The organism is Microcystis sp., from assembly GCF_048564745.1.
Lineage (GTDB): Bacteria > Cyanobacteriota > Cyanobacteriia > Cyanobacteriales > Microcystaceae > Microcystis > Microcystis ichthyoblabe_A.
Genome location: NZ_JBLZRT010000015.1, coordinates 1 through 26,761 on the forward strand (window position 1 = coordinate 1; position 26,761 = coordinate 26,761).

General features: G+C 44.4%; 25 protein-coding genes and 1 tRNA gene. 13 read left to right on the forward strand and 13 right to left on the reverse strand.

Annotation, left to right across the window (positions count from 1 at the left end; all coding sequences use genetic code 11):
- Window positions 1–304: 304 nt before the first annotated feature.
- The 3 genes from ACOCD9_RS02580 to ACOCD9_RS02590 form a co-directional block, all read right to left on the reverse strand.
- Entirely contained in the window at window positions 305–979 is a 675-nt protein-coding gene (locus tag ACOCD9_RS02580) for a response regulator transcription factor (RefSeq protein WP_419546299.1), read from the reverse strand.
- Between the two features lie 98 nt (window positions 980–1,077).
- Window positions 1,078–1,533 (reverse strand): (2Fe-2S) ferredoxin domain-containing protein, encoded by a 456-nt coding sequence (locus ACOCD9_RS02585; RefSeq protein WP_419546300.1) that lies wholly within the window; start codon window positions 1,531–1,533, stop codon window positions 1,078–1,080.
- A gap of 55 nt (window positions 1,534–1,588) precedes the next feature.
- Window positions 1,589–1,891 carry a hypothetical protein gene (locus tag ACOCD9_RS02590; RefSeq protein ID WP_079205566.1) on the reverse strand — a complete coding sequence of 101 codons (303 nt, stop codon included), beginning with the start codon at window positions 1,889–1,891 and terminating at the stop codon, window positions 1,589–1,591.
- Between the two features lie 115 nt (window positions 1,892–2,006).
- On the opposite strand from ACOCD9_RS02590, the gene ACOCD9_RS02595 reads away from it, so the two are divergent.
- From ACOCD9_RS02595 to ACOCD9_RS02605, 3 genes are all read left to right on the forward strand, one after another.
- Window positions 2,007–2,408 (forward strand): Npun_F0494 family protein, encoded by a 402-nt coding sequence (locus tag ACOCD9_RS02595; RefSeq protein WP_419546301.1) that lies wholly within the window; start codon window positions 2,007–2,009, stop codon window positions 2,406–2,408.
- Window positions 2,409–2,593: 185 nt separating this feature from the next.
- Window positions 2,594–4,069, forward strand: coding sequence for a cobyric acid synthase CobQ (gene cobQ / locus ACOCD9_RS02600; protein WP_287701690.1), 1,476 nt, complete (start codon window positions 2,594–2,596; stop codon window positions 4,067–4,069).
- Between the two features lie 9 nt (window positions 4,070–4,078).
- Entirely contained in the window at window positions 4,079–4,318 is a 240-nt protein-coding gene (locus ACOCD9_RS02605; protein WP_002775208.1) for a 2Fe-2S iron-sulfur cluster-binding protein, read from the forward strand.
- 14 nt (window positions 4,319–4,332) lie between these two features.
- On the opposite strand, the gene ACOCD9_RS02610 is transcribed toward ACOCD9_RS02605, so the two are convergent.
- On the reverse strand, window positions 4,333–5,037 hold the full coding sequence (locus tag ACOCD9_RS02610) for a cytochrome b/b6 domain-containing protein (RefSeq protein WP_419546302.1): 705 nt from the start codon (window positions 5,035–5,037) through the stop codon (window positions 4,333–4,335).
- 44 nt (window positions 5,038–5,081) lie between these two features.
- Here ACOCD9_RS02610 and ACOCD9_RS02615 point away from each other — a divergent pair, with 44 nt between their 5' ends.
- Together ACOCD9_RS02615 and ACOCD9_RS02620 are read left to right on the forward strand one after the other, a co-directional pair.
- The gene (locus ACOCD9_RS02615) at window positions 5,082–5,822 is read left to right on the forward strand and encodes a TIGR00297 family protein (protein WP_287701686.1); all 741 of its coding nucleotides are present in this window, start codon (window positions 5,082–5,084) and stop codon (window positions 5,820–5,822) included.
- Between the two features lie 24 nt (window positions 5,823–5,846).
- The gene (locus ACOCD9_RS02620) at window positions 5,847–6,902 is read left to right on the forward strand and encodes an amino acid ABC transporter substrate-binding protein (protein WP_287701684.1); all 1,056 of its coding nucleotides are present in this window, start codon (window positions 5,847–5,849) and stop codon (window positions 6,900–6,902) included.
- Window positions 6,903–6,904: 2 nt separating this feature from the next.
- On the opposite strand, the gene ACOCD9_RS02625 is transcribed toward ACOCD9_RS02620, so the two are convergent.
- The 4 genes from ACOCD9_RS02625 to ACOCD9_RS02640 all read right to left on the reverse strand — a co-directional run bounded on the left by ACOCD9_RS02625 (window position 6,905) and on the right by ACOCD9_RS02640 (window position 11,140).
- Window positions 6,905–7,792 (reverse strand): lipid kinase, encoded by an 888-nt coding sequence (locus tag ACOCD9_RS02625; RefSeq protein ID WP_287701682.1) that lies wholly within the window; start codon window positions 7,790–7,792, stop codon window positions 6,905–6,907.
- A gap of 336 nt (window positions 7,793–8,128) precedes the next feature.
- A tRNA-Thr gene (locus tag ACOCD9_RS02630) sits at window positions 8,129–8,200 on the reverse strand.
- Between the two features lie 149 nt (window positions 8,201–8,349).
- Window positions 8,350–10,248, reverse strand: a complete 1,899-nt coding sequence (locus ACOCD9_RS02635) for an NAD(P)H-quinone oxidoreductase subunit F (protein WP_419546303.1) — start codon at window positions 10,246–10,248, stop codon at window positions 8,350–8,352.
- 208 nt (window positions 10,249–10,456) lie between these two features.
- A complete protein-coding gene (locus ACOCD9_RS02640) occupies window positions 10,457–11,140 on the reverse strand; it encodes a PHP domain-containing protein (RefSeq protein WP_419546304.1) in 684 nt (227 codons plus the stop codon).
- A 463-nt stretch (window positions 11,141–11,603) separates the two neighbouring features.
- On the opposite strand from ACOCD9_RS02640, the gene queD reads away from it, so the two are divergent.
- From queD to ACOCD9_RS02665, 5 genes are all read left to right on the forward strand, one after another.
- On the forward strand, window positions 11,604–11,978 hold the full coding sequence (gene queD, locus ACOCD9_RS02645) for a 6-carboxytetrahydropterin synthase QueD (protein ID WP_287701694.1): 375 nt from the start codon (window positions 11,604–11,606) through the stop codon (window positions 11,976–11,978).
- 411 nt (window positions 11,979–12,389) lie between these two features.
- Window positions 12,390–12,884 carry a tetratricopeptide repeat protein gene (locus ACOCD9_RS02650; RefSeq protein ID WP_419546305.1) on the forward strand — a complete coding sequence of 165 codons (495 nt, stop codon included), beginning with the start codon at window positions 12,390–12,392 and terminating at the stop codon, window positions 12,882–12,884.
- A 143-nt stretch (window positions 12,885–13,027) separates the two neighbouring features.
- On the forward strand, window positions 13,028–14,128 hold the full coding sequence (locus ACOCD9_RS02655) for a S1C family serine protease (RefSeq protein WP_419546306.1): 1,101 nt from the start codon (window positions 13,028–13,030) through the stop codon (window positions 14,126–14,128).
- 59 nt (window positions 14,129–14,187) lie between these two features.
- Window positions 14,188–14,796, forward strand: a complete 609-nt coding sequence (locus ACOCD9_RS02660; protein ID WP_041803654.1) for a COP23 domain-containing protein — start codon at window positions 14,188–14,190, stop codon at window positions 14,794–14,796.
- Window positions 14,797–14,835: 39 nt separating this feature from the next.
- Window positions 14,836–18,669 (forward strand): tetratricopeptide repeat protein, encoded by a 3,834-nt coding sequence (locus ACOCD9_RS02665; RefSeq protein ID WP_419546307.1) that lies wholly within the window; start codon window positions 14,836–14,838, stop codon window positions 18,667–18,669.
- A 124-nt stretch (window positions 18,670–18,793) separates the two neighbouring features.
- Here ACOCD9_RS02665 and ACOCD9_RS02670 read toward each other — a convergent pair whose 3' ends face one another.
- Window positions 18,794–19,165, reverse strand: coding sequence for a hypothetical protein (locus tag ACOCD9_RS02670; protein ID WP_419546308.1), 372 nt, complete (start codon window positions 19,163–19,165; stop codon window positions 18,794–18,796).
- Between the two features lie 43 nt (window positions 19,166–19,208).
- The gene (locus ACOCD9_RS02675) at window positions 19,209–21,536 is read right to left on the reverse strand and encodes a tetratricopeptide repeat protein (RefSeq protein WP_419546309.1); all 2,328 of its coding nucleotides are present in this window, start codon (window positions 21,534–21,536) and stop codon (window positions 19,209–19,211) included.
- 492 nt (window positions 21,537–22,028) lie between these two features.
- Between ACOCD9_RS02675 and ACOCD9_RS02680 the strand changes: the two genes are divergently transcribed.
- Window positions 22,029–23,090 (forward strand): CIA30 family protein, encoded by a 1,062-nt coding sequence (locus ACOCD9_RS02680; RefSeq protein WP_419546310.1) that lies wholly within the window; start codon window positions 22,029–22,031, stop codon window positions 23,088–23,090.
- Window positions 23,091–23,176: 86 nt separating this feature from the next.
- Complete coding sequence (locus ACOCD9_RS02685) at window positions 23,177–23,797, forward strand: CPP1-like family protein (RefSeq protein ID WP_287726763.1); 621 nt, start codon at window positions 23,177–23,179, stop codon at window positions 23,795–23,797.
- Here the strand turns inward: ACOCD9_RS02685 and ACOCD9_RS02690 are convergent.
- Window positions 23,794–24,489: an HAD family hydrolase gene (locus tag ACOCD9_RS02690; RefSeq protein WP_190380565.1), complete on the reverse strand. Its 696-nt coding sequence runs from the start codon at window positions 24,487–24,489 to the stop codon at window positions 23,794–23,796. The genes ACOCD9_RS02685 and ACOCD9_RS02690 overlap by 4 nt on opposite strands.
- Before the next feature lie 285 nt (window positions 24,490–24,774).
- On the opposite strand from ACOCD9_RS02690, the gene sds reads away from it, so the two are divergent.
- A complete protein-coding gene (gene sds, locus ACOCD9_RS02695) occupies window positions 24,775–25,746 on the forward strand; it encodes a solanesyl diphosphate synthase (protein ID WP_419546311.1) in 972 nt (323 codons plus the stop codon).
- Here sds and ACOCD9_RS02700 read toward each other — a convergent pair.
- The gene (locus ACOCD9_RS02700; RefSeq protein ID WP_419546312.1) at window positions 25,743–26,288 is read right to left on the reverse strand and encodes a hypothetical protein; all 546 of its coding nucleotides are present in this window, start codon (window positions 26,286–26,288) and stop codon (window positions 25,743–25,745) included. The two genes, sds and ACOCD9_RS02700, sit on opposite strands and share 4 nt — an antisense overlap.
- A 139-nt stretch (window positions 26,289–26,427) precedes the next feature.
- On the reverse strand, window positions 26,428–26,760 hold the full coding sequence (locus ACOCD9_RS02705) for a 2Fe-2S iron-sulfur cluster-binding protein (protein ID WP_287701664.1): 333 nt from the start codon (window positions 26,758–26,760) through the stop codon (window positions 26,428–26,430).
- Between the last annotated feature and the right edge of the window lies 1 nt (window position 26,761).

Here is a 26,761-nt window from a genome sequence, read left to right on the forward strand (position 1 = left end):
CGCTTTGATAATGTACCTTTTGGGCGAACGCAGTTCGCCCCTACATTGTGGACAAAATCCGTTACTGTAGGGGCGCAAAGCTTGCGCCCTCCGATCGATCAGGTTTGCTGATCACCCTAAGTAGGGCGAGAGCCTTCGAGAGCCCCGGCAGCTAAGGGACTTGCGCTTTGATAATGTGCCATCCGGCTGGTCTGATTCTTCTACAGAGCGATTTTCTGGCTGGGATATTATTCCCACGCAAGTCCCTAACCCCTGATAAGCTGTTGACTATTGAGGGTATGCTAAAAAACTTTTTCAGCAAGTTCTAGATAGTCAACAGCTTATTACTTTTGATCGCCCATTGGGTCAATTCCGTGCGATTATGAAGACCGGTTTTATGGAGCATATTCGACACATGACTTTCGATTGTCCGTTGACTAACATTGAGTTTTGCGGCGATTTCCCGATTAGCCAGTCCTTGTGCGACCAATTGTACTACTTTTAACTCCGTTGGGGTTAATTCCACATTACCCGGGACTTGAACAGGGGTGACATCCGGGGAATGGATGCGGGTGCTGCGTTTCGGCAATCGGCCCGCTTGTGTGAGGGAAGACTCCACCAGGGCCACTAATTCTTCCGGTTCAAAGGGTTTGACCATATAGACATCGGCGGTTACACCTGTTACCTTGTCCTGACTTTGATCCTTAGGGGAGAGAAAAATCACGGGAAGACCACTAAAACGACTGTCCTGACGAATTGTTTCGAGGAAGGCATAACCATCCATTTCCGGCATGATCAGATCACAGATAATTATATCGGGCATTTCCGCTGCTTTGGCCGCATTTGCCCCGCGTTCGAGGATTTCTAGGGCTTCCCGACCGTTTTCTGCGGTTGTCACCCTATAACCACGAAACTCTAGATAATCCTTCACCAAAAGTATTAAATTTGGGTCATCGTCGATTAATAAAAGTTGTTTATTGTCTTTGTTGGTCTCTTTCATCGCTATTTTCTGGGCTACAGGGTTGGGGGAATGGAGACGGACAAAGGATCGACAGGCAAGAGGCAACAGGTAGTTAGATATGTGTAGTTAATTGTGTTTCAGCTAGTTTTAACCCTGTTTTCCTCTATTGTTTCGGGTTCTTCTTCTGGACAGTTCAGGGAAATTGCCGGTAAATCGTGGCAAAGGAAAGCATATTCGGTGACGATTTGATTACCGATTAGGTGTTCTTGGATAATTCTTTCGATCGCTTCCTTGTTTACCCTTCCATACCAGACTCCTTCCGGGTACACTAATAAAATCGGACCTTGGCTGCAAACCCGCAAACAGTTGGCTTTAGTGCGAAAAATACAGCCAGGACGGTCGGCGCTGGGGCGATCGAGTTGTAATTCACTTAACCGCTTCTTTAAATAATCCCACACTTCTAACCCTTCTTCCTTGTCACAGCATTTTGGCTTAGTCTGATCGCAGCAGAGAAATAGATGACGCTGGATCTGGGCCAATCCCAACTTAGCCACATTTTCCCCCAAGATATCTCTAGTGTCCGCTTCTTCCATAAATTTTTTTTATCAACTAAACTCTTGACATTGAACAGAAAATGTGCGTAGCTGACTAAAATTTCGGTTTGAGGATGTAACGATAGATGAGATAAACGATAGCGGCGAGGATTAAAGCGCTTAAAACTGCGCTAACTAGCCGTAAAATCGCCGTTAAAATCGAAAGAGCCACAAAAACCCCCGCCACTGCCACGACTACCTGTGCCGGTGTGGACAGGCTGCCGTACCAAGTTTTCACTTTTTCGAGGGTGGCAGCGAAACTAACCGGGGTATCAAGGGGGGGAAAATCGTCGGTTTCGATTTCCACTTCCACTTCTTCTGGGGTATATTTAGTATCGAACGGTTCGGGAGACTGCATAAACACTCAAGCTACTTAACACTTCATCCCTATTTTATCGATGATTGGGGTTAACAGGGGTTGAGACAGAATTAATGTAACAATGAGTTTATCAATAGCTAAACGACTGGAATCTATGAGCCTATCGACTCCCACCGTTACCGCCATCAATTATCCTGATGCTACCATCACTAGGGCCGAACGCGCCCTCTGTTGTTCTCCTTTCCGTGTCACCCTATTCGCCGCTATGCTGGAGCAAGGTGTATCACTTTTAAGCATTCCGGGTGCTGGGGGTTTAGAGAAAGGTTATACTTCCAGACTGCTGACGGAAGCAGCAGTGGAAAGCTATCTTCTCTGGTTGATTAAAGTGGGAATTTTGCGACGCGAAGTAGATGGACAGGGGATAACCGATAGTTTTCGTCTCACTCCTTTAGGGAGAAAATTAATAGAAAAATGGCAACCCCAAGGGGACTTTTTCCCTAAACCCACTTTCTGGCAAAGATTTTTCAATACTCTGCAACGTTGGTTTTCTTTTTAATGCTGTCGGGTGTCAGTTATCAGTTATCAGTTATCAGTTATCAGTTATCAGATGTGAGTTTTCAGTTATTAGCCTCTTGCATGAGTGCCTGTCCTTATAAGTAGCATATACTCAACGGATTTAGTATCAACTGATTACTGTTTACCGATTACTGTTCACTGAAAATGCTCAATTAAAAAAACTAGATGAAAGCAATTATGGTAGTGGGGACAACATCCCACGCGGGTAAATCTTTTTTAACTGCGGCTTTATGTCGTTTATTCAACCGAAAAGGTTGGCAGGTAACACCCTTTAAAGGTCAGAATATGGCCCTTAATGCCTATGTTACCGCCGGAGGGGGAGAAATGGGTCACGCCCAGGCGGTGCAAGCATGGGCCGCGGGGACAATTCCCCGGGTAGAAATGAACCCAATTTTATTAAAACCCCAGGGAAATATGACCTCTCAGGTGATTATTAAAGGCAAGGCTGTGGGTATCACCACGGCAGTGGATTATTATCAGAATTATTTTGAGCAAGGTTGGCAAGCAATTAAAGAATCTTTAGCTAAATTATCAACAGAATTTGATCTAGTTGTCTGTGAAGGTGCGGGAAGTCCGGCGGAAATAAATCTCAAACATCGCGATTTAACTAATATGCGGGTGGCTAAATATCTCGATGCCGCTACTATTTTAGTGGTGGATATTGATCGCGGGGGGGCTTTTGCTCACGTCGTCGGTACGTTAGAATTATTAGAACCGGAGGAAAGAGCTTTAATTAAAGGTATTGTGATCAATAAATTTCGCGGACAAAAATCTCTCTTAGATTCAGGTATTACTTGGCTAGAAGATTATACAAAAATTCCCGTGTTGGGAGTTCTTCCCTATAGTGATATCTTTTTAAGTGCCGAGGATTCTCTCAGTTTACTCGATCGCCCCGCCCAAAAACCCAAAGCTGAACTAAATATCAGTGTCATTCGTCTGCCTCATATCGCTAATTTTACGGATTTTGACCCTCTCTGTGGTGAAGCAACGGTTAATGTCCGTTATCTAGAATTACAGGAATCTTTAGGTGATCCCGATGGGGTAATTATCCCCGGCTCTAAAACCACTGTTGCTGATTTAATTGCTCTTAATCAAAGTGGTATGGCTAATCAATTACAAGCCTATCACCAAAGGGGAGGTATTATCTTTGGCATCTGTGGTGGTTTGCAAATGTTAGGGCGATTAATCCTGGATCCTGACCATCGAGAAGGTCACGATAGTGAGGCAGCTGGCTTAAATTTACTGCCCTTAAAAACGGTAATTACTGCCGAAAAAATTACCCGTCAACGACAAGTTTTATCTAATTATCCCCAAGCGGGTTTACCGGTAATGGGATACGAAATTCACCAGGGAATAAGCGAATGGGAAAGTGAATCAGGTTATCAAAAAATGTTCGAGGAAGATGCTAGTCTAGGAATTGTCAATGATTCTCTGTCAATTTGGGGCTGTTATTTACATGGTATCTTTGATAATGGTTCTTGGCGAAGAACTTGGCTAAATCATCTACGTCAGCGTCGCGGTTTATTATCTTTGCCGACGGGAATTGCTAACTATAGTGAACAAAGAGAAATAACCCTCGATAAGATGGCTAATTTACTGGAAGAACATTTAAATCTTAAACCTATTTTTGCTCATTTGTAAGGAGAAATTATGACTATTGCAGTGCGTTTTTTACCCGATGATATCATCATAGAAGCGGAAACTGGAGAACTATTATTAGATGTGGCCAAAAAAGCAGGAATTGACATTCCTACCGGCTGTTTAATGGGTTCCTGTCACGCCTGTGAAGTAGAATTAGATGATGGTACTCAAATTTGTAGTTGTATTACTGGTATCCCCGGCGATCGAGATTCTTTAACCGTTCATTTATATTCCGATCCGCTCTGGTAGTTGCTCCCTTAGATCTAGTCAAACTTGGGAACAATCCAAGCCGCTATAATAGCCAATAAAACAACAATTTCTAAGACTTTATATAAGTTAAGAGATTGTAGCCACTGCAAATTATTAGCTAGACGCAAACTTAACCCCCATTGACGTAATTGAGATAACCATAATTTCGGGCTATCTTGTTCACGAAAACGCCATTTAAGGATAGATAATAACAGGGGAACCCCTCCCACTTTAGCAGTCATGAGTAGGTGCAGGATCAGACATACTGCCATAATTAACCAACTGAGCAAATGGGCATAATACCAAAAGTGATTTAATTCCCCTTCCGGTAGCCATTCGGAATCCATCATCCGGCCACTATACAAAGCAAAAGTTAGCGCAAAAAGAATCAAAGTATTGACTAAACGATGGAGACTGTACCACCAAATCGGCTTACCAAATTGGGTTAATTTGTTAAGAGAATCACTTTGAATTAATCTTTTGTTGCCGCGACGAAAAGCATAGATAGCAAAAACGGGAAAGATAATCAGAGTATAGAGGCCAAAAGTGCCGTGAATACTTTCAATTTCTCGATATTCTGGTAAAGGCAGTTTTAACCAACGACCGTCAAAAGTATCATAGGTCCAATAGGCCGTAACCATGGCGGCAATGAGGGCAATTCCCGTTAATCCGTGCAGAATTCGCAGTAAAAGAGGTTGATAGGGTTGATTAGTTTTCATGAACTCGATCGATACAATAGGGTATGTAAACTTGCCCAGATACTATGTTAACTAATCCTTGGCTCGTCGCTGTTCTTCTCAATACCGTCCTCCTCGGAATCGCTGCAATTGCGCCAAAAAAGCTCTTAACTCCGATGGGTTATCTCCATGCTTGGGTTTTAGGGGTAATTGTCTGGGGAAGCTTGGGATGGCGCGGTTATCTAATTGTTTTATTCTATTTTCTCGTCGGTTCTACTGTCACCCGCATCGGTTTAGCGCGCAAGGAAGCGGAGGGAATTGCCGAAAAAAGAGCGGGGGTACGCGGTCCGGAAAATGTCTGGGGTTCCGCTTTAGCGGGGGCAATTTGCGCTATCCTCAGTCTTTTTGCCGCTTCTCCCTGGGATTACCTCTTAATACTCGCTTATGTGGCTAGTTTTAGCACTAAATTAGCCGATACTACTGCCAGTGAGGTGGGCAAAGCTTACGGTAAAACTACTTATCTAATCACTAATTTTAAATCCGTCCCCCGGGGAACGGAAGGGGCTGTTAGCTTAGAGGGAACGATCGCCGGTTTGCTCGCAGCCACGGCGATTTCCCTGTTAGCATGGGGTATCGGTGCGATCGATCTTCTTGGTGTGTTATGGTGTGTAATTGCGGCATTTATCGCTACCAATATCGAAAGTCTCATCGGTGCTACTCTACAGACTCGCTTTCTGTGGTTAACTAATGAATTGGTCAATGTGATCAATACGGTTATCGGTGCGATCGTGGCTATCCTGTTAAGCTTGCTCTGGTCTTTCAGCTAAAATTAAGTGACTAAAGAAATATCTATGCTAAAGTGGCGTTTTTGTGCATTGTCCCTGCTGTTACTGCTAATTACTGCCTGTGGGACAGAAAATCAACCCAATTCTGGTTCTACCACTGCCAATAGTCCCGATGCGGGCCGCTTGCAAACGGTGAAAAATCGCGGTAAGTTAATTTGTGGCATTAACGGAGAAGTGCCGGGGTTTAGCTTTGTTAATGAAAAAGGCGAATATTCGGGCTTAGATGTGCAAATTTGCCGAGCTATTGCGGCTGCTCTCTTTGATGATCCCTCCAAAGTCGAATATCGTAAACTTAGCCCCCAAGAGAGATTTACTGCCGTACAGACGGGAGAAGTGGATATCCTCAGTCGCAACACCACCTGGACGATTAACCGGGATACCGCCCTGGGGATGGAGTTTATCACCCCGGTTTTCTATGATGGTCAAGGAATTATGGCCACGAAAGCCAGTAATGTTAAGAAATTAGAAGATTTGAGCGGAAAGTCCATTTGTGTGCTATCGGGAACCACCACAGAACAAAATCTGGCCGATGCCATGGCAAAAGCGGCAGTGCAAGGTTATAAACCGATCGTTTCCGATGATGTGGAGGCTTTATATACAGCTTATCAGGCGGGGCGTTGTCAGGCTGTCACTTCCGATCGCTCCCAATTGGTGGCCCGGCGCTCGGTTTTTCCCCGACCACAGGATCATCAATTATTAGAAGTGGTAATATCTAAGGAACCCTTGGCCCCGGCCGTGGCCGATGGTGATCCCGCTTGGTCGAATGCCGTCCGCTCGATCGTTTTTAGTTTAATTCAAGGGGAAGAATTCGGGATTAACTCCCAAAATATTGCCACTTTTGCCGATAGCAAAGACCCCAGTATTCGGCGCTTTTTGGGTATCGATGAGAAGTTAGGCGAAGATATGGGTTTACCCAATGATTTTGCCCAAAGAGTCTTAAAACAGGTGGGTAATTACGGTGAAATTTATGATCGTGAAATTGGTAAACCCCTGCAACTCGATCGAGGTTTAAATAATCTTTGGACAAAGGGGGGTTTATTGTATTCTCCTCCTTTTCGTTAGTTTTAAGATTGTGTTTCCTGACGGGGAATATAGACCCCTATGGCCGCTGGAATAACTCGAAACATGGCGGGAGTAGTGCTAGTAATTTCGCCATCGGTGTTAATACTATGGGGTTTACGAGTCTGAATTTGAATTTCTTTCCCCTTAAGAGTTCTCACCCAAGATAATAAACCCTGTTGTCCTCGTGGTAATGTCCATAAAAGCGGGAAAATTTGCCACCAGTGTTCAATTTCTAGGCTATATAAATCTAATCTTTGATCGTCGATTTGGGCATCGTGAGCGATCGGCATTCCTCCCCCATAATAACGACCATTTCCGATCGCTATTTGTAGGGTTTTAACTTTGATATTTTGGCCATCAATACCGATCATAGCGGTAAAAGGACGGGTTTTACTTAATAACTGTAGGGCTGTCCAAGCGTAGGCCAAAATCCCCAAACGTCGCTTTAAACCCTTGTTCAGTTTTTGGGTAATTTTCACACTTAATCCTAAACTAGCCACGTTGAAAAAGTATTTATTATTTACCCAACCTAGATCGATATATTTTAAATTACCTTCGGCAATAATTCGACAGGCTTCGGCAATAGAATTCGGTATCCCTAAAGTCCGGGCTAAATCATTAGCCGTTCCCAGAGGTATAATGCCCAGGGGCAGTTGAGTTTCTACCAACACATCCACCATAGCATTAAGAGTCCCATCGCCACCACCGACGATAACTAAATCAATATTAGAGCGATATTTTTCCATCAAAAAAGGTATATCTTCTACCTTTTTCAAAGGGACGCTGATAATTTCAAAATCCCAATGATTAAGCAGCTCGACAGTTTGAGCAAAGTTTTCTTTACCCTTGCGCGAGTGACGATTAATTAGTAGTAAAGCTCTTTTAGTCATAGGTAAGTTTCTCAGTAGCATCAATATCTGAAGATAAACCAACACCAGCTTTTTGAGAGATTGTATATAGGGTCTGCTGAAAAAGTTTTTCCTAGGGGCAGGGTGTAGGGTGTGGGGTTTTACCGGTTTTGAGGAGGTCAATTACCTAATTTTCAGGGAAAAAGTCCCTGAATTTTCCCCTGATCACTCCCATATCTGGTACTTTTGGATTTAAAAAAAGTCTAAAAGTCTTATCCAGCAAGGTTTTTAGATTTATTCAGCAACCCCTATATAGACTTTGCCGCAACCAGAGCCACCAAAGCCTTGTAGGGACTGAAAACAGTTGGTTTTCCCACAAGCTGGTGATGGGATTTGAACCCGCGACCGGCTGATTACAAATCAGCTGCTCTACCACTGAGCTACACCAGCATTTTTAACCAACCCATTATAACACAAATAGACCAAGTGGTCACTGAGCCTTGTCGAAGTGTGGAGATTTTTTCTTGTCGAGCATATTCAACCCGCCGCTTTCCTTCCCCAGTCAGCTGCCCGGAGACTAGGGACCGATACACAGACATTCAATGAGTCAACAGGGATGACCAATAATTAGTTATCAGTGACCATTGACCGTTTAATAAGAGCCAGATTAATCCCCCTATTCCGAATAGAATAGTCAAGACATAAAACTGTGATTGACCGGAAACATTATACTTTAAGGCACTGCCGCTAAAAATCGTCGCTAAACTGACTAAATTAACCAGACCATCAATAATATAACGATCAAGCCAAGCGGTAATTTTTGACAGGCTGCCCACCGCTAAAACCACGGTAAACTGATAGATGCGATCAAGATAGAAGTCATAAGCGAACAAATCTTGCAGGAATCGCAGGATTAACCCGGTTGGTCTCGCCCAAGCTCGTCTTAACTCTACCATTAACCCGATAACTAGGCCAATTACTCCAGAGGCCATCAGTAAGGGAAAACCCCAGACAATGGTGAAACTCTGGTTATTAACGAGAGGATTGGTGAAAGATAGCCAAAAATCCCAACGTAGGGGAATAATCGGGGCCAATAAAACGATTAAAATCAACGATACCATGGGCAAAGCCATCGGCCAAGCCACTTCCGGGGTGCGATGGGTCTTACTTTGGGTTTGTCCCAAAAAGACTAAACGAAAGACCCGAGTAAGATTGATAATGCTAAGACAATTAACAAAGATTAAAACCGCTAATAACCACCAAGGAATCCCCCATTCGCCACTTAACCACCGTTTTAACGTCCAAAACATCCCTAGGGGCATTAAAACCGTCATCCCCGCGGAACCTCCTAAAAAAGCCGTGGTCGTGGCGGGCATTCTTGCCCAAATTCCCCCCATTTCCGTGATATTTTGGTTACTGGTGGTGAGAATTAAGGCTCCTGCGCTCATAAACAATAAGGCTTTTGCCACCGCATGGGAGAATAAAATTAGTAAGGCGATATCCACATGACCTAATCCCACCGCAATAAAGACCAAACCGAGATAGGCGCTGGTGGAGTGGCATAAAACCCGTTTAATATCAATTTGGGACAAGGCCATCAGAGAAGTCCCAATTGCCGTCATTGTCCCCAAAACTATTAAAACATTGGCAGCGATCGGAGATAGGGTAAACACCGGCTGCAGCTTAATTAAAACATAGGCCCCCGCCGAAACCACGATCGAATTCCGCATGATTCCGGCTGGATTTGGTCCCTCCATCGCCTCATCTAACCACAAATTCAGGGGAAATTGGGCGCATTTACCCGTTGGACCAGCAATAAGGGCTAATCCTAACAAAGTCGCCGTCAGAGGCGGTACAGGGTTATTTACTGCCCAATTTTCTAACTGAGAAAAACTCAATCCTTCTCCGTAACTGGACAGAGCCACCAAACCCATCAATAAAATAATATCGCCGACGCGCTTGGTTAAAAAGGCATCTCGGGCCGCGGTTACTACCAAAGGTTGGGCATACCAAAAACCGACGAGGAGATAGGTAGAGACTGTTAACATCTCTAGGAAAGCGTAACTGAATAGTAGGGAGTCACTCAGGGCAATTCCCCCCAAAGCTGCCTCAAAAAAGCCCATTAAGCCATAAAATCTCGCCAAGGACCAATCCTTTTCCATGTAGCCAAGGGCATAGATTTGGGCCAAGAGACTGATGAGGGTAATTAGTTCCAGCGTCCCCAAACTGACGGGAGAAAGTTCGATCGAAAGGGATAAACTAAGATCGGCCACTTTTACCCATTCAAAAGCCAGTTTAATCGTCTCTCGATGCCAAATTTGATTAAAAGCGATCGTTCCGTGTATTAACCCTAAGACGGTCATCAATAGGTTAATATAAGCTGCCGGCCGCGGACCGGTGCGACTAATAATGCCTAAAGACCAAGGTAGGGTTAAAATCGAACCAATTAAGCCATAAATGGGAATTAACCAGCAAGTGTAAAGGAATAAATCTTTCATTCAGGGGGTTATTCAGTTATCAGTTATCAGTGATCAGGTTTAAGTTTTAAGTTATCAGGTTTAGGTTTTCAATTTTCAACAAATTTAGGCTCTTTCACTGGTTACTGATTACTGATCACTGATCAACGGCCATAAAAAACCAATACTCGATCGAGAAAGGATCGAGTTTAGTCAATTTAAGTATTTTACAGTTAATCCCGCGATCAGGCTAAATGCGCTGTAATAAAGATTTACCGTGGGAATCGGTGCTACAGGTGGCGAATAATTGATATTGACGACTAAGAGCGAGAGCTTGTTCGGTTTCCCGTTGACTCGGCAGCCAGGGTTTGGGATTGCCGTAGGCATAAAAAGCCTCAATACCATCAATACCCAATTCTACCGCCGCCGCCACTAAATCGGCTGCGGGACGATGGTAACGAAAGGGATGGGCGAGAACCACTAAGGCCCCCGCTTGCTGTAAACTTGTAATGACTCTAGAGGCTAAAGCCAGATCTCCTTCCGGTTTGGCTCTTTGCAGATAGGGAGTCAAAACGGCATGAGCGGGATCGAAACCATAGCCAAGAATATGCACTTCTGTCTCTAACAAATTCGCCGTAATTTCTACCCCTGTCCAGAGATGGGGTAGAGAACTCTTTAAATGCTGATTTTCCAGCCAAATTTGGGCTTGTCGATAACCTTCGATCGAGTGATGATCGGTAATTGCTAATCCTTTTAGTCCGATGTCTAACGCTTGTCTCATCAAGTCGTGGGGACTCATTTGACCATCGGAGCAATGGGTGTGAAGATGGAAATTGTAATGGTGGGGACAACTATCATAGCCAATATTTGCCCACACCGCTTTCAGGGCGAGGGTATCTTGAGCTAGGGGTGGAATTGTAGCAGAAACGACCATGCAGTATTAAGGAAATTTCCCAAAGATTACAAATTGTTAACAATCAGCATAGCAAATACCAAAAAAAATTGGGTAGCTGCTGTTACCGCTAACACCTTTAGAGACTGTTCGTCAATGAATATTAAGCGGCAATCGGAGCCTTCTTCAGTCTCCGCGCTGATTATCGGTTATCGCTGCCCCTACAGGACTCAAAATCTTCCACCTGTTTCGCGAAACAAGACCCTAAAACCCTTACCTCGTCTATATTTGAGATTTATTCAGCCAGCCCTATGTACCAAGCTTTTTACTACAAACGTTTTGGCTCCCTCTCTCCGCTCCCTTCTCATAGACAGTCTTGACGAGTAACTTAGATACGCTAACAGCTTACTATGGACTAAGAATACTAAGCTTTTGACTAGAATGGATGATTATCGGTGGCCAAATAAATAAACCAGATGTAACCGATAGTATCGACCAATTAACCATGGCAGAATGGATTATTTACAAAGAATTTCGCTTTGAAGCAGCCCATCATTTACCCCATTATGAAGGTAAATGTCGCCGTCTCCACGGTCATAGTTGGCTAGGACGCATCTATGTGAAAAGTAATCATTTACAGTCCCAAGGCTCACAACAGGGAATGGTGATGGATTTTGTCGAAATTAAACAATATTTACAGCCGCTACTCGATAATTTTCTCGACCATCATTATCTCAATGAAACCACTGGTTTAGAAAATCCCACCAGTGAAGAATTATCGCGCTGGATCTATGAAAAATTGGCAAAAGCTGGTTTACCCAACCTTTATGCCGTCGAAATCCGCGAAACCTGCACCTCTGGATGTACCTATTATCCCTAATCAGCAAGCTATCATTAGCTAGGTTTGTCAATTGTTTTCGATCTAGAGCGAACTAATCAATTAAATCTCTTGCCAGATAAGAATTTAGTCGATTTATGCCACCCTATGGAACCATACCAAGTAACGAAGAACCTATTTTCTCTTGTCTTGTTTGTGTCTGCCTGGAGGCAAAACTTCAAAAAAAAGACTTTTTGTTGAGAGCTTGTTTTTTTTTGCTACTTTTTCCTTCATTTTTTCAGACTTTACCTCTTTGTCTTAGCTGTATTTTTTTTGTACTACACTTTGAAGTGCGGAATGTGGGTTGTAGTTCCTCTGTCACCCCTTGAATTGATCGCGCTATCCTGCATATTTCCAAAAAAGCAACCGATGAATTAGGTAGAAGCTCAAATCACCCTCACCGAGGAACTACCCATGAAATCCTTCGCCCTTCTCACCACCGTCAGCCTAATCGGCCTCTCCACCCTCGCCACTGTTCGCCCCGTTATGGCCCTAGAAAGCCGACAACCAGCCGAAACCCGGATCGCTCAAGCGAACTACAAAGAAGCGATCGCCCACTTTAACCAGGGAATTAACTACATCCAACAGGAAAAATATGATCTCGCCGTCGCTCAATTCACCAGAGCGATCGAACTCGATCCAGACTATACCGAAGCTTACCTCGGTCGGGGCATGATTTACACGATTCGCGAACAATGGCGGCCGGCGTTTCAAGACCTGAACACCGCGATCCGACTAAACCCCCGCGCTGCCTACGCTTACCATTTCCGCGGATACGTCCATCTCGCATTTAACCAGAGACAAAATGCGATCGGCGATCTAACAACGGCCGCCGAATTATTTCGCCAGCAGGGAAGCACAGAAATGTACAACAGCGCCATAGAAGCACTACGGCAGATAGGTGCGTAAGTTGCAAGGGAGAGCGATCGCTCTCCCCCTCTAAACTTTTGTGAAAAAAGCAACCTGAGGACTTAAAACTTGATCGCATAATTGGAAAAAAACCAACGATAACATCCTTGCAAGTATCCCCCGACTAAAGAGGAGCCAACCCGATGAAACCAATTACTTTCACCCTATCGGTGCTACTGGCCACCACTGGCCTACTCGTTCAACCAGGAGGCTTCCTGATGGAAAACATTCCACCCATCCTCGCCCAGGAGCAGACCGCTTCTAGAGTCTATCAGAAAGCCAGCCCCGCCGTCGTCACCGTCAAAAATGGCAGCGGCCACGGTAGCGGCTTTCTCGTCAGTCCCGACGGTATCATCATTACCAACGCCCACGTTGTTGCGGACGGCCCCCGGGTGGTGACGGTGAAATTTTCCAACGGACAGCAGGCCTCGGCAGACGTGATCGGCTTCGCTAAAAATGGCGTGGATTTAGCCGTCCTGCGGATTTATAACCGCCAAAACCTGCCCTATCTTCCCCTCGCCCGTCCGAACTCCGCCAAAGTCGGCGAAAGCGTTTTCGTCATCGGCACACCCTTAAACGAGGACTATCAAAACACCCTCACCCAGGGCATTATCAGCCGTCTCGACCCCGAAAAAGGCATTGTGCAACACAACGCTAATATCAACAAAGGCAATTCCGGCGGGCCGCTTTTGAATTCACGGGGGGAAGTGGTGGGGGTTAACGTCGCAGGCGATATCGGGAGTTACGTTTACGACGGTGCGGGAAACCCGATCGGCCTTACCCAGAGCGGCATTAATTTCGCCGTTTCCCTCGATCGCCTGCAAGCTTTTCTCACCGCACTTAAAACAGGCGATGTCTCCACCGTCTCAACATTAGGACAGGACGATCGGATACAGTTACTCGCCCTCCCTCTTAACGGTCAGACCGTTCAAGGCAACTTGACCAAAGACCAAAACGAGCAATATTACGGGTTCGAGGGTCGTGCCGGACAGAAAATCGTTCTGGATATGAACAGCAACGAGATCGCTCCCTATCTTGTCCTCTATCGCGTTCTCCAATCTTCCGAGGGGACAAAATACCCACAGGTCGCCCGTAGTGACCAGCGTGTTGATCGCGCCCCCGGGGATTTTAACGCTCGACTTGTAACCGAATTACCCGCCGATGGAGTTTATATCCTAGTGGCCACCTCTCGCGAAGGGGGTGAATCGGGTCGCTACACCCTCAACGCCGCCGCTAACCCTTAAATAATCCCATTTTGACCCTAATCACGATTCTAATCCCTATTTTCTGAGGAACTATCCCTATGAACTCTAGACATATTTCCCACCGTCTCGCTTGCGTCGGCCTCCTCGCCACTGTCCTCCTCGGTGGTATCGCCCCCGGTTTCAGCCAATCGACCACCCCGAATGGCGTCACCTTCTTCTGTAAAGAGGTGTTCGATCGCGCATCGGGAGGGAAAATCCCCGCCACCCTCGCTTGGATTCCCCAAAGGAGCGGCAATGTGCGGATTATCGGCTGGAAATCGGAATATTTCTCCAAACGTTCCCCGGTTCGTTGCGAGGAAGTCACGAAAAAATTCCAGGAAGCATATAATCAAGGGCGTTTTAACTATCTCACCACCGGCCGGGCGAAGGGATACCCGATCATCTGCAGCGTTTCACGATCCGGCGATCCCTGCGATGGTAATAGCCAACTTTTTACCCTTAAACCCCACGACAATCCAGATTTAGTCTTGCAACAACTCATGGACATCCTAGAGGGGAAAAGCTCGGATATGCTCCTCCAGAATTCCGGAGATAAAACCTATATCTCGATGACGGAGTTTTTCGCCAAAGCACCACTCGCCGATCGCGACGCACCCTGTGGTACGAGATCTGCTGGCCCGCAAAATAATTGCGTTCCCACCCGCTAGAATTTTCGCTGTTTTACCCCAAATTTCCCCATAATAACCATGTTGAAACCCTTTCCCCTACTCCTAAGCCTCCTACTTCTGCCCGTCGTACCGGTTAAAGCGCTATCCCCTTTCTCTGCTCCGGCGATCGTGGCGGAAGACAGCCCAAACGCGCAGATCGAGCGATCGATCCGTCAAGTCACCGTTAAGATTACTAGCGAGATAAATCGGGGATCGGGAATCATTATCGGGAAAAAAGGCAGTATATACCTCGTTTTGACCAACGCTCACGTTACCCGCGGCGCGACCACCCTACAGATCCAAACCCACGACGGCCAAACCCGCACAGCCTCGATCGCGCCGAATTCCCTTTTGGAAGATAAGGATCTGGCCCTGGTGGAGTTTAGCGATACCAGGGATTATCCGATCGCCACCATCGCGGAGTTTACCCCCAATCAAGACAGGATCGGTTTAGAAGTGGTGGCCGCGGGATATGTTGCCGAAACGGGACAGTATCGGGTGACGACAGGAAAGATCGAACAGGTGAGCGATCGACCCCTCCGGGAAGGCTACAGCGTCGGTTATAGTGGCGATATCGTGCAGGGAATGAGCGGCGGCGGCATTTTTGTCGAGGGGGAGTTAATCGGCATTAACGGGCGATCGGCCCATCCGATTCTCTCTAACTACATCTACGAGGACGGCACAAAACCCACAGACGCAGAAATCCAACAGATGAGAGCGGTTAACTGGGGCATTTCTATCAATACCCTATTAACCTACATCCGGCCCGAAATCCTGACCGCGTACCAATTACCCTTACCGAAAAGCTCACCGGGCATCGAAAACCCCACCTATACTGGCTATATCGCCCAATTAGAAACAAAAGCCAAGGGTTTCACCGTCCGGATCGATAGTAGCAGTCAGGCCAACGGTAGCGGCGCAATTATCGCCCGCGAAGGAAAAACCTACACCGTATTAACCGCCGATCATGTCCTCTGTGAGAAAATCTCCGAGGAGAAAACCTGTGCCGATTACACCTATACCCTCACCACCAGCGACGGCAAAACCCTTCCCCTCGACCGAAAAACCATTATTCGACAGGAAGGGGTCGATCTGGCCATTTTTACCTTCGAGAGTAACGAGAATTATCCGGTCGCAGAAATCGCCAACTATAGCCCCAATCGGGAGAGTCCCGTTTTTGTAGCGGGATTTCCCAAAATCGGCGATAAACGAGCGGGATGGCTCTTTAGCGGCGGTGCTGTGAAAAGTCAGGAGGAAGGACTTCTCGCCACGCGACAGAGTGATTTTACGATTACCCAAAGTGGGGCATCGATCAGAGTTAGTTCCCTGAGCGGCGGTTACGATATGGTCTATACCAGTATTACCTTCGGCGGTATGAGCGGCGGTCCAGTCTTAAACGCTGCAGGACAGGTGATCGGTATTCACGGACGCTCCGAGGGGGTTAAGGGTAAAATTCAGCTAGGTTTTAGCTTAGGGATTCCCATTAATAGTTTTATCGGTTTACAGGAAAGATTTCGAGTTAAATTATCTTCTTTCGTTACCGCTCAACCCCAGTTAACAGCACAACAACAGCAGCAGATCGATCGCACTCTTGTCAGTGTAGAAGTACCGGAAACCAACGCCTCCGCAGACATCTGGATCGAGCGGGGAAATCAACTCTGGCGCTTGAAAAAAGACGATCGAGCATTGCAAGCTTTTGATCGGGCGATACAATTAAACGATCCCGAATATACCTATTTAGCTTGGTACGGTAAGGCAATGGTTTACGGGCGCAAATACAAAGCTCGAGAAGCACTCGAAGCCCTCGATCAAGCCCTCGCTACTCTACCCGCTCGCGAGAAAGGTTCGGAATTTCATGGGGAAATTTTAAATTATCAGGGTGTATTTTATGAGCAGATGAATCAATCCGAAAAAGCGATCGATAGTTTTGAACAAGCGATCAAAATCTCTCCCCAGAATCCCAACTATTACAATAGTCTATCGTCGGCACTACAAAACGTAAAACGGTACGATCGAGCCTTAGCAGCGATTAACCGCGCCATAGAAATCGCTCCTCGCTCCAGTTGGTATAGCAATCGCGGGAATACATACAAGGACATAAAAAAATGGGATCTCGCTTTAGCCGATTATAATCAAGCTCTGACGTTGAATCCGAATAACTCTAGGGCTTATATAGCTCGCGCCGATGTGTACGAAGAGCGGAAAGAATGGGATTTAGCCCTGGCTGATTATAACCGAGCCATCGAGATCGATGCTAATTTCGCGGCAGCCTACATAAGCCGGGGAAGTTTTTACACGGATCGAAAACAATGGGATTTAGCTCTAGCGGATTTTAACAAAGCAATTACCATCGATCCTAATGATCCTAAATCTTATGGAATGAGAGGTATTTTTTATATTTTTCAAAGTGAAGAGGAGTTAGCGATCGCCGATCTCACAAAAGCGATCGAAATTAATCCCTATTCCGTTCTCGCCTATCTCGCCTATTCAACGCGGGGTCGAGTTTACGAATCACTAAAAAAATGGGATTTAGCTTTAGCGGACTTGAATAAAGCGATCGAACTTAATCCGAATTCACCTATGCCGTACATTCATCGGGGGGGTTCATACAGGTTTCGAGGCGAATGGGACTTAGCTCTGGCGGATTGTCAGAAAGCGATCGAACTGGATCCGAATTTCCCTCTAGCTTACGAGTGCCGAGGGCATCTTTACACTAACCAGAAAAAGTGGCATCTCGCACTCGCTGATTTTAACAAGGCGATCGAACTCGGTCATTTTAGTAGTTATGCCAATCGAGGAAATGTTTATTTTCAACAACAAAAGTTGGCTCTGGCCCTCGCTGATTTTAATAAGGCGATCGAACTCTCGCCAAACCCCGAATTCGCTTACGGAGTTAGAGCAATTTTATACTGGGATCGAAAAGAATGGGATCTGGCCCTCACCGATTTAAGCCAAGCGATCCGAATTAATCCTTATTTCGAGTTAGCCTATCGCTATCGGGGAGATATTTATCGCAATCAAAATCAACTCGATCTCGCCCTCGCCGATTATAACAAGGCGATCGAGCTTAATGGTAACGATGCGGTTCTGTATTACAACCGCGGGGAAATTTACCGACAACAGCAAAAATCGGATATCGCCTTAGCTGATTACAGTCGGGCGATCGAACTCGATCCGAAGTATGCGCTCGCTTACGCACAACGTTTTCGTATTTATTCTCAACAAAAGAAATGGGATTTAGCGATTGCGGATATAACAAAATTTATCGATATCGCTGGAAAGTCAGAAGGCTATTTTCTACGCGGAATCGCTTACGCAGAATGGCAAAAATGGGATTTAGCTCTAGCGGATTTTAATCGGGCGATCGAGCTTAAGCCGGATGATGCTTCATTTTACTCTATGCGAGGAATCCTTTACTATCAAACTCAAAAATGGGATTTAGCTCTAGCGGATTTTAATCGGGCGATCGATCTCGATCCTAAGCTCAAGGAGTCTTATAATTTCCGGGGAGAAATTTACAAAAGACAAAAACGCTATAGCGAGGCATTACAAGACTATCAAAAAGTTCTCGAACTGGACGAAAAAAATCTGATTGCGATTACCAATATTGGCTTAATTCATTACGAACAAGGCGATCTAAATTTGGCCAGTAGCCAATTTCAAAAAAGTCTTGAAATTAACCCCCAATCTGCCGAAAATCAACTGGCTCTCGCTGTTACCCTCTACCGTCAAGGCAATACGGAGAAAGCGATCAAACTTGCTAAAAGTGCGCTTAAAATCGACCCTGAATTTGCCAAGGTTGAAACCCTGCAAAAAAATCTCTGGGGTGATAAAATCATCGCCGATGCTCGAAAACTGTTCTCGCAACTGTAGTAGTTTCTTAGGTTGGGTTGAGCGAATAAATATGTTAAAGAAAACCTCTCAATTCCCAGGAAAAGCGCAACCCAACACCCAACACCTAAATCCGTCTGAATCTTTTTGTTGGGTTTCCTTGGGTCTAGAAATAACAGAACTTAATCTTATTACCACACCCAGGAGGCCCCCAGAAAAGAAGTTTAGTCTTTGGTAAGTATCCATACTTAGCTAATTTTTGTCGTTGACGATGTTCATCTAAGACTCTCTCTATTTTAGCTTGAGTTTCTTGATTAAAGACAATTTGAGTTGAATCTATAGAGCTTTCTTCAAGTATAACTAAATCCTCGCCACTGTGACGATATCTAGGAAGTAATCTTAATCCATTCTCTGGAATCTGTTTCAACCGTTGCTTTCCTAAAACTTGCTGTAGCTGTTGAGCAAGAGCATGATGATTAGCGGCTAATTGATCGGCAATAAGAGACTCCCCCGCTCTTTGAAGGCTTGAAATAGCCAAGTCTTGAAGTCTTTGTCAAAAATTAGCTTATTTTTTCGAGAAATTACTGCATTTTTAACATCCATTCTACCGCCCGTTCATACAGTTCTAAATTACCAGTTTTTATCAAAGCATTAGCGGCTTTTTGCAAATAGTTAAGGCTCACTACTCGACTACTAGGATTTTTATCATCGTAGGTGGCAAGTGCCAAATTATAATAAGCTTCGCCATAATTTGGCTGATGAGTAATTGCTAATTGATAATCGGTGATCGCTGCCCTTTTATCGCCTATTTTTTCCTTAACTAAACCTCGATTATAGTAAGCTTCAGCATAGTTAGACTGGAGAGCAATAGCGATATTTAAATCCTCCAAAGCACCGGCATTATCTCCCAAATCAAAGCGAATCACTCCCCGGTTATTATAGGCGATCGGATTATTGGAATTCAATCTAATTGCCCTATCTAAATCCTCTAAAGCACCCTCCTTATCTCCAGTTTGTCGTCGAATAATACCACGATTATTATAGGCGATCGGATTGGCCGATATTCTCGGTGTTACTTGTACATTATCGGGAATAGTAGCGGTATCAGTGCGTGCATTTCCCCGATTGCTATACGCTGTCACATCGATAGGATTAATGCTCAAAGATTGCAGATAATCTGTAATCGCTCCTTGGTCATCTCCCACGTCAGCGCTACTATTCCCACGACTATAGAAAATTCTCCCATCACGGACTTTTTCTAGGAATACATTATAATCCTCGATCGCTCCCTGTTTATCCCCTTTTTCAAAACGCGCATTGGCCCGTTTATGATACCCTTCTGGATCGTTAGGATAGGCAACTATATAAGTAGTATAATCTCTTTCGGCCGCAGCAAAATTTTTCAGAGCAAAATAAGCATCTCCCCGGGCCAGAGCATGACAAGAGACGTTATAATTAGGAAGAAAATCGGTTTCTCTGGAGTTATAAAAATAGTTTTTGTCGGCAGATTCTTGGATATTTTCGCTACAGACAGAGCGAGAAGTAAAACTAGGTGTATTGATCCGATCATCTTGGTCTAAGGCAATATTATAATTATCTACTGCCTCCTGATAACGCCCCAATTTATACAGCACTAACCCCCGATGATAGTTAGCGGCTGCATCATGACGATTTCGTGCTACTGCCGCAGTAAAATCCTCTAAAGCTCCCGCGTATTCTTGATATTTATTCGCTCGCATTAACCCCCGATATACATAGGCTTTTGCGTCTTGGGGTTGCAGATAAATTGCTTGGTTATAATCTTGAATTGCCCCTTGATTATTGTTGAGTCTTAGGTGAGCATAACCCCGTTTAATAAATGCTCTAGAATGGGGAATTTTATCGTAGTTGGGATTAACACGGATGACAAGTGCTAAGTCTTTGATGGCTCCATTATAATACTCGATCGCTGTTTGATATCCTTCTGGGGAATTATTCGATAAATTGGCTAATTCTACTTCCTCGTCAGCCATTTCAATTTGTACTCTGGCACGGTTTTGATAACTGCTAGGAGCATTCTTGGCTAAAAATAAGTTAGGTGAGCATTTTAAAACGATTTTATAATCCTTAAAAGCCTCTCGTTTTCCCCCTATCTTTTCTAAAGCTATAGCCCGATTATAATATCCTTCAATTAGATCGGGTTTGTATAAAATAGCCAGATCATAATCTTTGATAGCCGCCGCATAATTTCCCCACTGAGAGTATAGCTGTCCTCGATGATAATAGCCGCGATAATCTTCAGTTTCATAACCGATGAAACGCCGGTAATAATCTAAAGCCAAGGATTGATGATTGAGCAAAGATGCAATAATTGCTAGGTTAAAGTAAACTTCGCTTTTATTGGGATTATATTTAAAGGCTTGCTGAAAATCTGAGCGGGCAGCTTCTAATAATTTTGGCTGACGCTGCTCCTTGGCCATGGCTAACTTTAACACACCTCTTTGATAATAGGCTTGGGCTAGTAACTGTCGATCTTTGAAGGCGGGAGCATTATAATTACTATACCAAATGTATTGACTGAAATCATCGATCGCACCGTTTCGATCGTTGATTTTTTCTCGCGCCATTCCCCGTTGAAAATAAAGTTTAATCGTACCCAGATCGCTAGGATAGACTCGCAGAGTGGCCGAATAATTAGCAATTTCTCTTTGGAGAGCATTTGTATCAACTTCTTCCTTAGAAATGACAGGACATTGTAGATTTTCTACTGCTTTAACCGAGCTAACTGCTAAACCAAATAATTCCCAAAACAACAGGGGAGACAATAAACATATTTTTCTAAAAAGCTTGACATTTAAACTATTTTGTGCTAGGGGATTGGGGAGGGCTTGATCTGTCGGGGTTTTAGGGATTAAGGATTGTTGTGGCATGATGATTAAAAAAATTTGCAGTAAACTCAAATCTGAATTGCATCACTATCCGATCGTATTTGATAAAATACCTCAAAGGGGGTTGGATAGTCAAGACATTTTCGGGGATGATTGTTAATTAACTCCAGAACTTTTGCAGCTTCCTCCCGTTGGCTCTCTAGACTGGTTATGGCAAATTAGTAGTTTTAATGAGCTTAAAAACTTAGATAGTATGGAATCGAATAAAGCCAAAATATTTTTTGTTAGAATTAATATCCTGTCAAAGTAAGTTCTCGAGCCGCTATCGGGTCAAAATATCTAAAAGCACAGATAAATTTGACATCATCTTCGGTTTTATGGGTAGGATAGTTGTCTCTTGTCTTTTTTCTCCTCCTGTCTCGGAGTTTCCTCACCTAACGGAAGATTTTTGAGGTTTACAGGAGAGCTTTTGATCTCAAACAGCCAAATTAACTCGATAAAATAAAAATTAACGGCAGTAAGGAGATAAAATTTATGGCTGAATCAAAAAACTGGGATTTTCAGAGATTTTGGCAAACTCTGGACTATTTTGATAGTATTCCCCTCTGGAGTTGTCTGCAAAAACTGCTCGGTTTCGGGGAAGATAAAAAAATTCAGCTAACAAATGAGCAAGCAATGAAGACTATTTTAGTCATTGGTGGTGAAAATGCGATCGGTAGAAAGGTAATCGCTCAACTACAGCAGCAAAACTATCAAATTCGCGCTTTAGTCGATAATATCGAGTCTGCACGTCAATTATTTGCTGAAAATGTCGATTTATTCGCTCTGGAAACCCCACAATTATTCACGGGTATTGATGAGATTATCTACTGTCAAGGGGAGAATAACCGCCATAGTTTAGCCAATTTACTCGATTTACTGAAAAATGCTGGTATAAGCGCCGAAAAAACCCTCTTTAACTTTAGCAATCCCAGCAGTGATATAAAAGAAATCTGGGGTGCGGTGGATGATGTGGTAATGGGAGGAGTGAGTGAGAGTCAGATAACCCTAACCGGAGGACGCGCTCTCTTTTCTGGTATCGTTAGAACCGAAAATAACGGCGGTTTTGCCTCAGTTCGTACCAGAAACCTGAATCCTCCCCTAAATTTATCTAACTACGAGGGAATAGAATTACAGGTACAAGGGGACGGAAAACGCTATAAATTAATTCTGCGCTGTGAAGGACGTTGGGACGGCATCGGTTACTGTTATTCTTTTGATACACTTGATCGCACCCTGCAAAAGATTTCTATTCCCTTTCGCGATTTAATCCCAGTGCTGCGGGCCAAAACCCTGCGGGAGGCAGCACCCTTTGATAGCAGTAGCGTCTATGCTTTGCAGTTAATGCAGAGTAAATTCGAGTACGATGGGGCCTTAAATCCCCGTTTCTCCCCCGGGTTATTTGCTTTAGAAATTGTCACAATTAAGGCCTACGGTGGCAAAAACCGCTTAATTATCGTTAAAGAAGGAGAAATCGCCGAAAAAAGCCTTTTAGATGCCAGTGGTTATCCCTACGAAGCGATCGATTCTGCCCAGATTTTCGCTAAACTTAATTAATTTAAATAAGCTTGGATCTCAAGTTAAACTACAGAACATCGGGTTAAGATCATGACTATCGGGAGCATAATTAAGGAGGTATGTTCATGAGTGAACAGAATCCCTACGAACAACTTGGGGTTACTGAAGAATCCTCTTTTGAAGAAATTCAAGAGGCCAAACAAAGACTGGTGCAACAGTATCAAAATGATAGCAAAATTGTCGAATTGATCGAGGCGGCCTACGATTCCGTCCTCATGGATCGACTGCGGATGCGACAGGAGGGTAGAATTAAAGTACCCGATCGCATTCGTTTTCCCGAACGTCTGGCAATTCCGGTGGAAAGTAAACCAGTTACTAGCAGCAAATCTCCTCACTGGTGGCAAAGCTCAATCGATACACCTTCTGCACAGGATATCGGCGTACCAGCAGTGATTTACGCTTGTTTAGGAGCAATAACGCTGTTAGTTCCCGATCCCAGTGGCTCCCTCTTACCGCTGCTCTTAGCTTTTGGCGTTTTCGTTAATATCTATTTTTTCAACCGCAAAGAAAAACGTTTTGGCCGCGCCTTACTATTCACTCTCGCTGGTTTAGTGCTAGGAGTCGCTCTGGGAGCGGGATTAGCCAGTTTAGCGGCCAAGGCTGATTTGAATATTTTCGGCGATCGCCAAATTTATGCGCTCGTCACTTTTCTGATCTTTTGGGTGATTAGTAGTTTTTTCCGTTAACCAATCGCTCGTAGGGATCCTAAGATCACGTCCACTGCTTCCCCAAGGTTATTGACGATATAATCAGGCTCGTAGCTCTCTAAACGGGAACGGCTGCGAATCCCCGATAATACGCCAATAACCTTAATATTTTGGCTCTTAGCGGCGGCAATATCCGCTTCCGTATCCCCCACCATCCAAGTATCGGCAGCCGCCGGCAGTTCCTTTGCGGCCTTAGCCATAAGCAGGGTTTTGTCGCGCACGTCGTTGGTTTTGGTGTAATTGTTATTTAGACAATAACGACGATTAGCGGCGAAAAACCGACCGATATCGTGGCGATTAAAGGCATGATCTAGCTCGGATACCCGCCGCATCGTCATCACGACTAAATCGATCTTTAACTCTTGGATTTTCTGGAGAGTTTCCAAAGAACCAACCACCGGGCGATCGTGGACAAGATAGGGTAAAGTATGGACAGTTTGACGACGAAGATGGGCAAATTTCCGGGCCTGATCTTCATCTAATCCTGACATTTCCCCGATACGCTTCTCAGAAACCTGATCCCGTTTTAACTGCCAGAATTCCGCTTTCGATAATTCCCCGATAATTTGACCTTTATAGGCGGTTTTCTGTAAACAGTATTGATAAACTTGGTAATATCGCTCCGATACGTCCATTATCGGGCCGTCAAAGTCGCTAATTAGTCTCAACATCGTTCTAATACTTCTCGCTTTATTAATTTTTATATACAAGTTACCCTAGAGTCTTGACAATGACAAGGGTTTTGTCGGGAAAAAGATTAGGGACCAGGGAAGTGGGGTGTGGGGTGTGGGGTGTGGGGTGTGGGGAAATGGGAAAATTTCAACTAATACCCCAACCTCTAACCCCTCACTGATTACTGATCACTGATGCTTCCCCTTCCCTAGTCTGGACGGTTAGCTTAAAATAAATGTAAGGATATGTAAACTTTCGTAACTATCTCGCCAATTGGCTAACCAATGATCCCAACAACTTCTTTATTCGCACCCGTTGACGATGATCTCCGTCTTTTGACCGATAACTTAAAAAATCTCGTCGGCGCTCGTCATCCCATTTTAGCGGCGGCAGCAGAACATTTGTTCGAGGCCGGTGGTAAACGCGTTCGACCGGCGATCGTGTTGCTGGTATCTCGCGCTACCATGTTAGACCGGGATATCACTCCCCGTCATCGTCGATTAGCGGAAATCACGGAGATGATTCACACTGCCAGTCTCGTCCATGATGATGTGGTAGATGAGGCAGAATTGCGGCGCGGTGTTCCCACCGTTAACAGTTTATTTGACAATCGCGTGGCGGTTTTAGCGGGGGATTTTCTTTTCGCTCAATCCTCTTGGTATCTAGCTAATTTAGATAATTTAGAAGTGGTAAAATTGCTCTCGGAAGTGATCCGCGATTTTGCTGAAGGGGAAATTCAACAGGGAATTAATCGCTTTGATACCAGTATCTCCTTAGAAGCTTATCTAGAAAAAAGTTACTACAAAACTGCTTCTTTAATTGCCAATAGTGCCAAAGCGGCCGGGGTATTAAGCGATCAATCGGCCGAAGTTAATCATCATTTATATAATTATGGCCGCAATTTAGGATTAGCTTTTCAGATCGTCGATGATATTCTCGATTTTACCTCCCCCACGGAAGTATTAGGAAAACCCTCTGGCTCCGATTTGATCAGTGGTAATATCACTGCTCCCGCTCTCTTTGCTATGGAGGAAAATCCCTATATAGAAGTGTTAATCGAACGGGAATTTAGTCAGGAAGGAGACATCGAAAAAGCTCTTGATTTTATTCACTCTAGCCAAGGTATTCCTCGCTCAAAAGAATTAGCAGCTCAATATGGACAAAGTGCCTTAAAACACCTTGACTGTTTAGCTTCTTCTCCCTCAAAAGACGTGTTAATCGAGCTAGTAGATTACGTTTTGAGCCGAATTTATTAGGGAATAATAGTTCTCGCCGTAGCAATAGTCCAAGCATCGACTAATAATAAAAATAGGGTGAGAATAAAAAGAATTCCATACATCCAAGGCTGAGAAAGGGGGCGAATATCGGTCATATCCAAGTTAGTTTTTTCCTCGATTATTTTGACCATGCGATTAAATCCCACTACTCGCATCGGCAATAAATAGGCTTTTTCCGCGGAGCGATCAAGGAAATAATAAACTAAACCACCCTGTCCTGTACTGCGACATTTAAGTTCTTTTATATCTGTCCAATTTAACCACCAACCAGAGCGAAGAAAAGCAGGAAACCATTGGGGATAGGTAACTTGTATCCCTGTTTCTGATAAAATGACTCTTTCACTTAAAGCTCCGTATAAAGCGATTAATCCTAAGCTAATTCCTACCCAAAGAAAATTGGGATTAACGGGGGAATTAGTGACTTTTGCTAAAAAGGGTAAAGGGATGGTTAACGCTATGTATAAACTTAATAAAGTTACCCGAATTATTGGTGATATCCGAAAAGTTGTTGTCTCGTTCATTTGATAACCTTAATCAGTAAACAGTAAACAGTAAACAGTAAACAGTGAAAAGAAGGCTCCGAACTTGCCACTTAATACTTTAACACTTTAATACTGCTCACTGATAACTCAAAACTGATAACTGATCACTGATAACTGATCACTGATAACTGATCACTGCGTCTCCCTGTCCCCAAAAACCATCGTATTTAGTCACTTCAATATCCCCAAAAACTTTGACTTGACAAGCAAGACGACGGTTATTATTGGGGTTATGGGGAGGTAAAGAAAGACGCGCTTTTTCCTGCCAATTGATAGCAGAAACTTCGCCAACAATTGCCACCGCACAGGTTCCACAGCTGCCGATGCCGCGACAATTGATCAACTTGGAACCGCCGTTATACAAAGAAATGTCATGTTTTAATAATATACGACGGAGATTTTCACCTCGATCGCGGGTGATTGTTTGATCGTAAACTGTTATTCTAGGCATT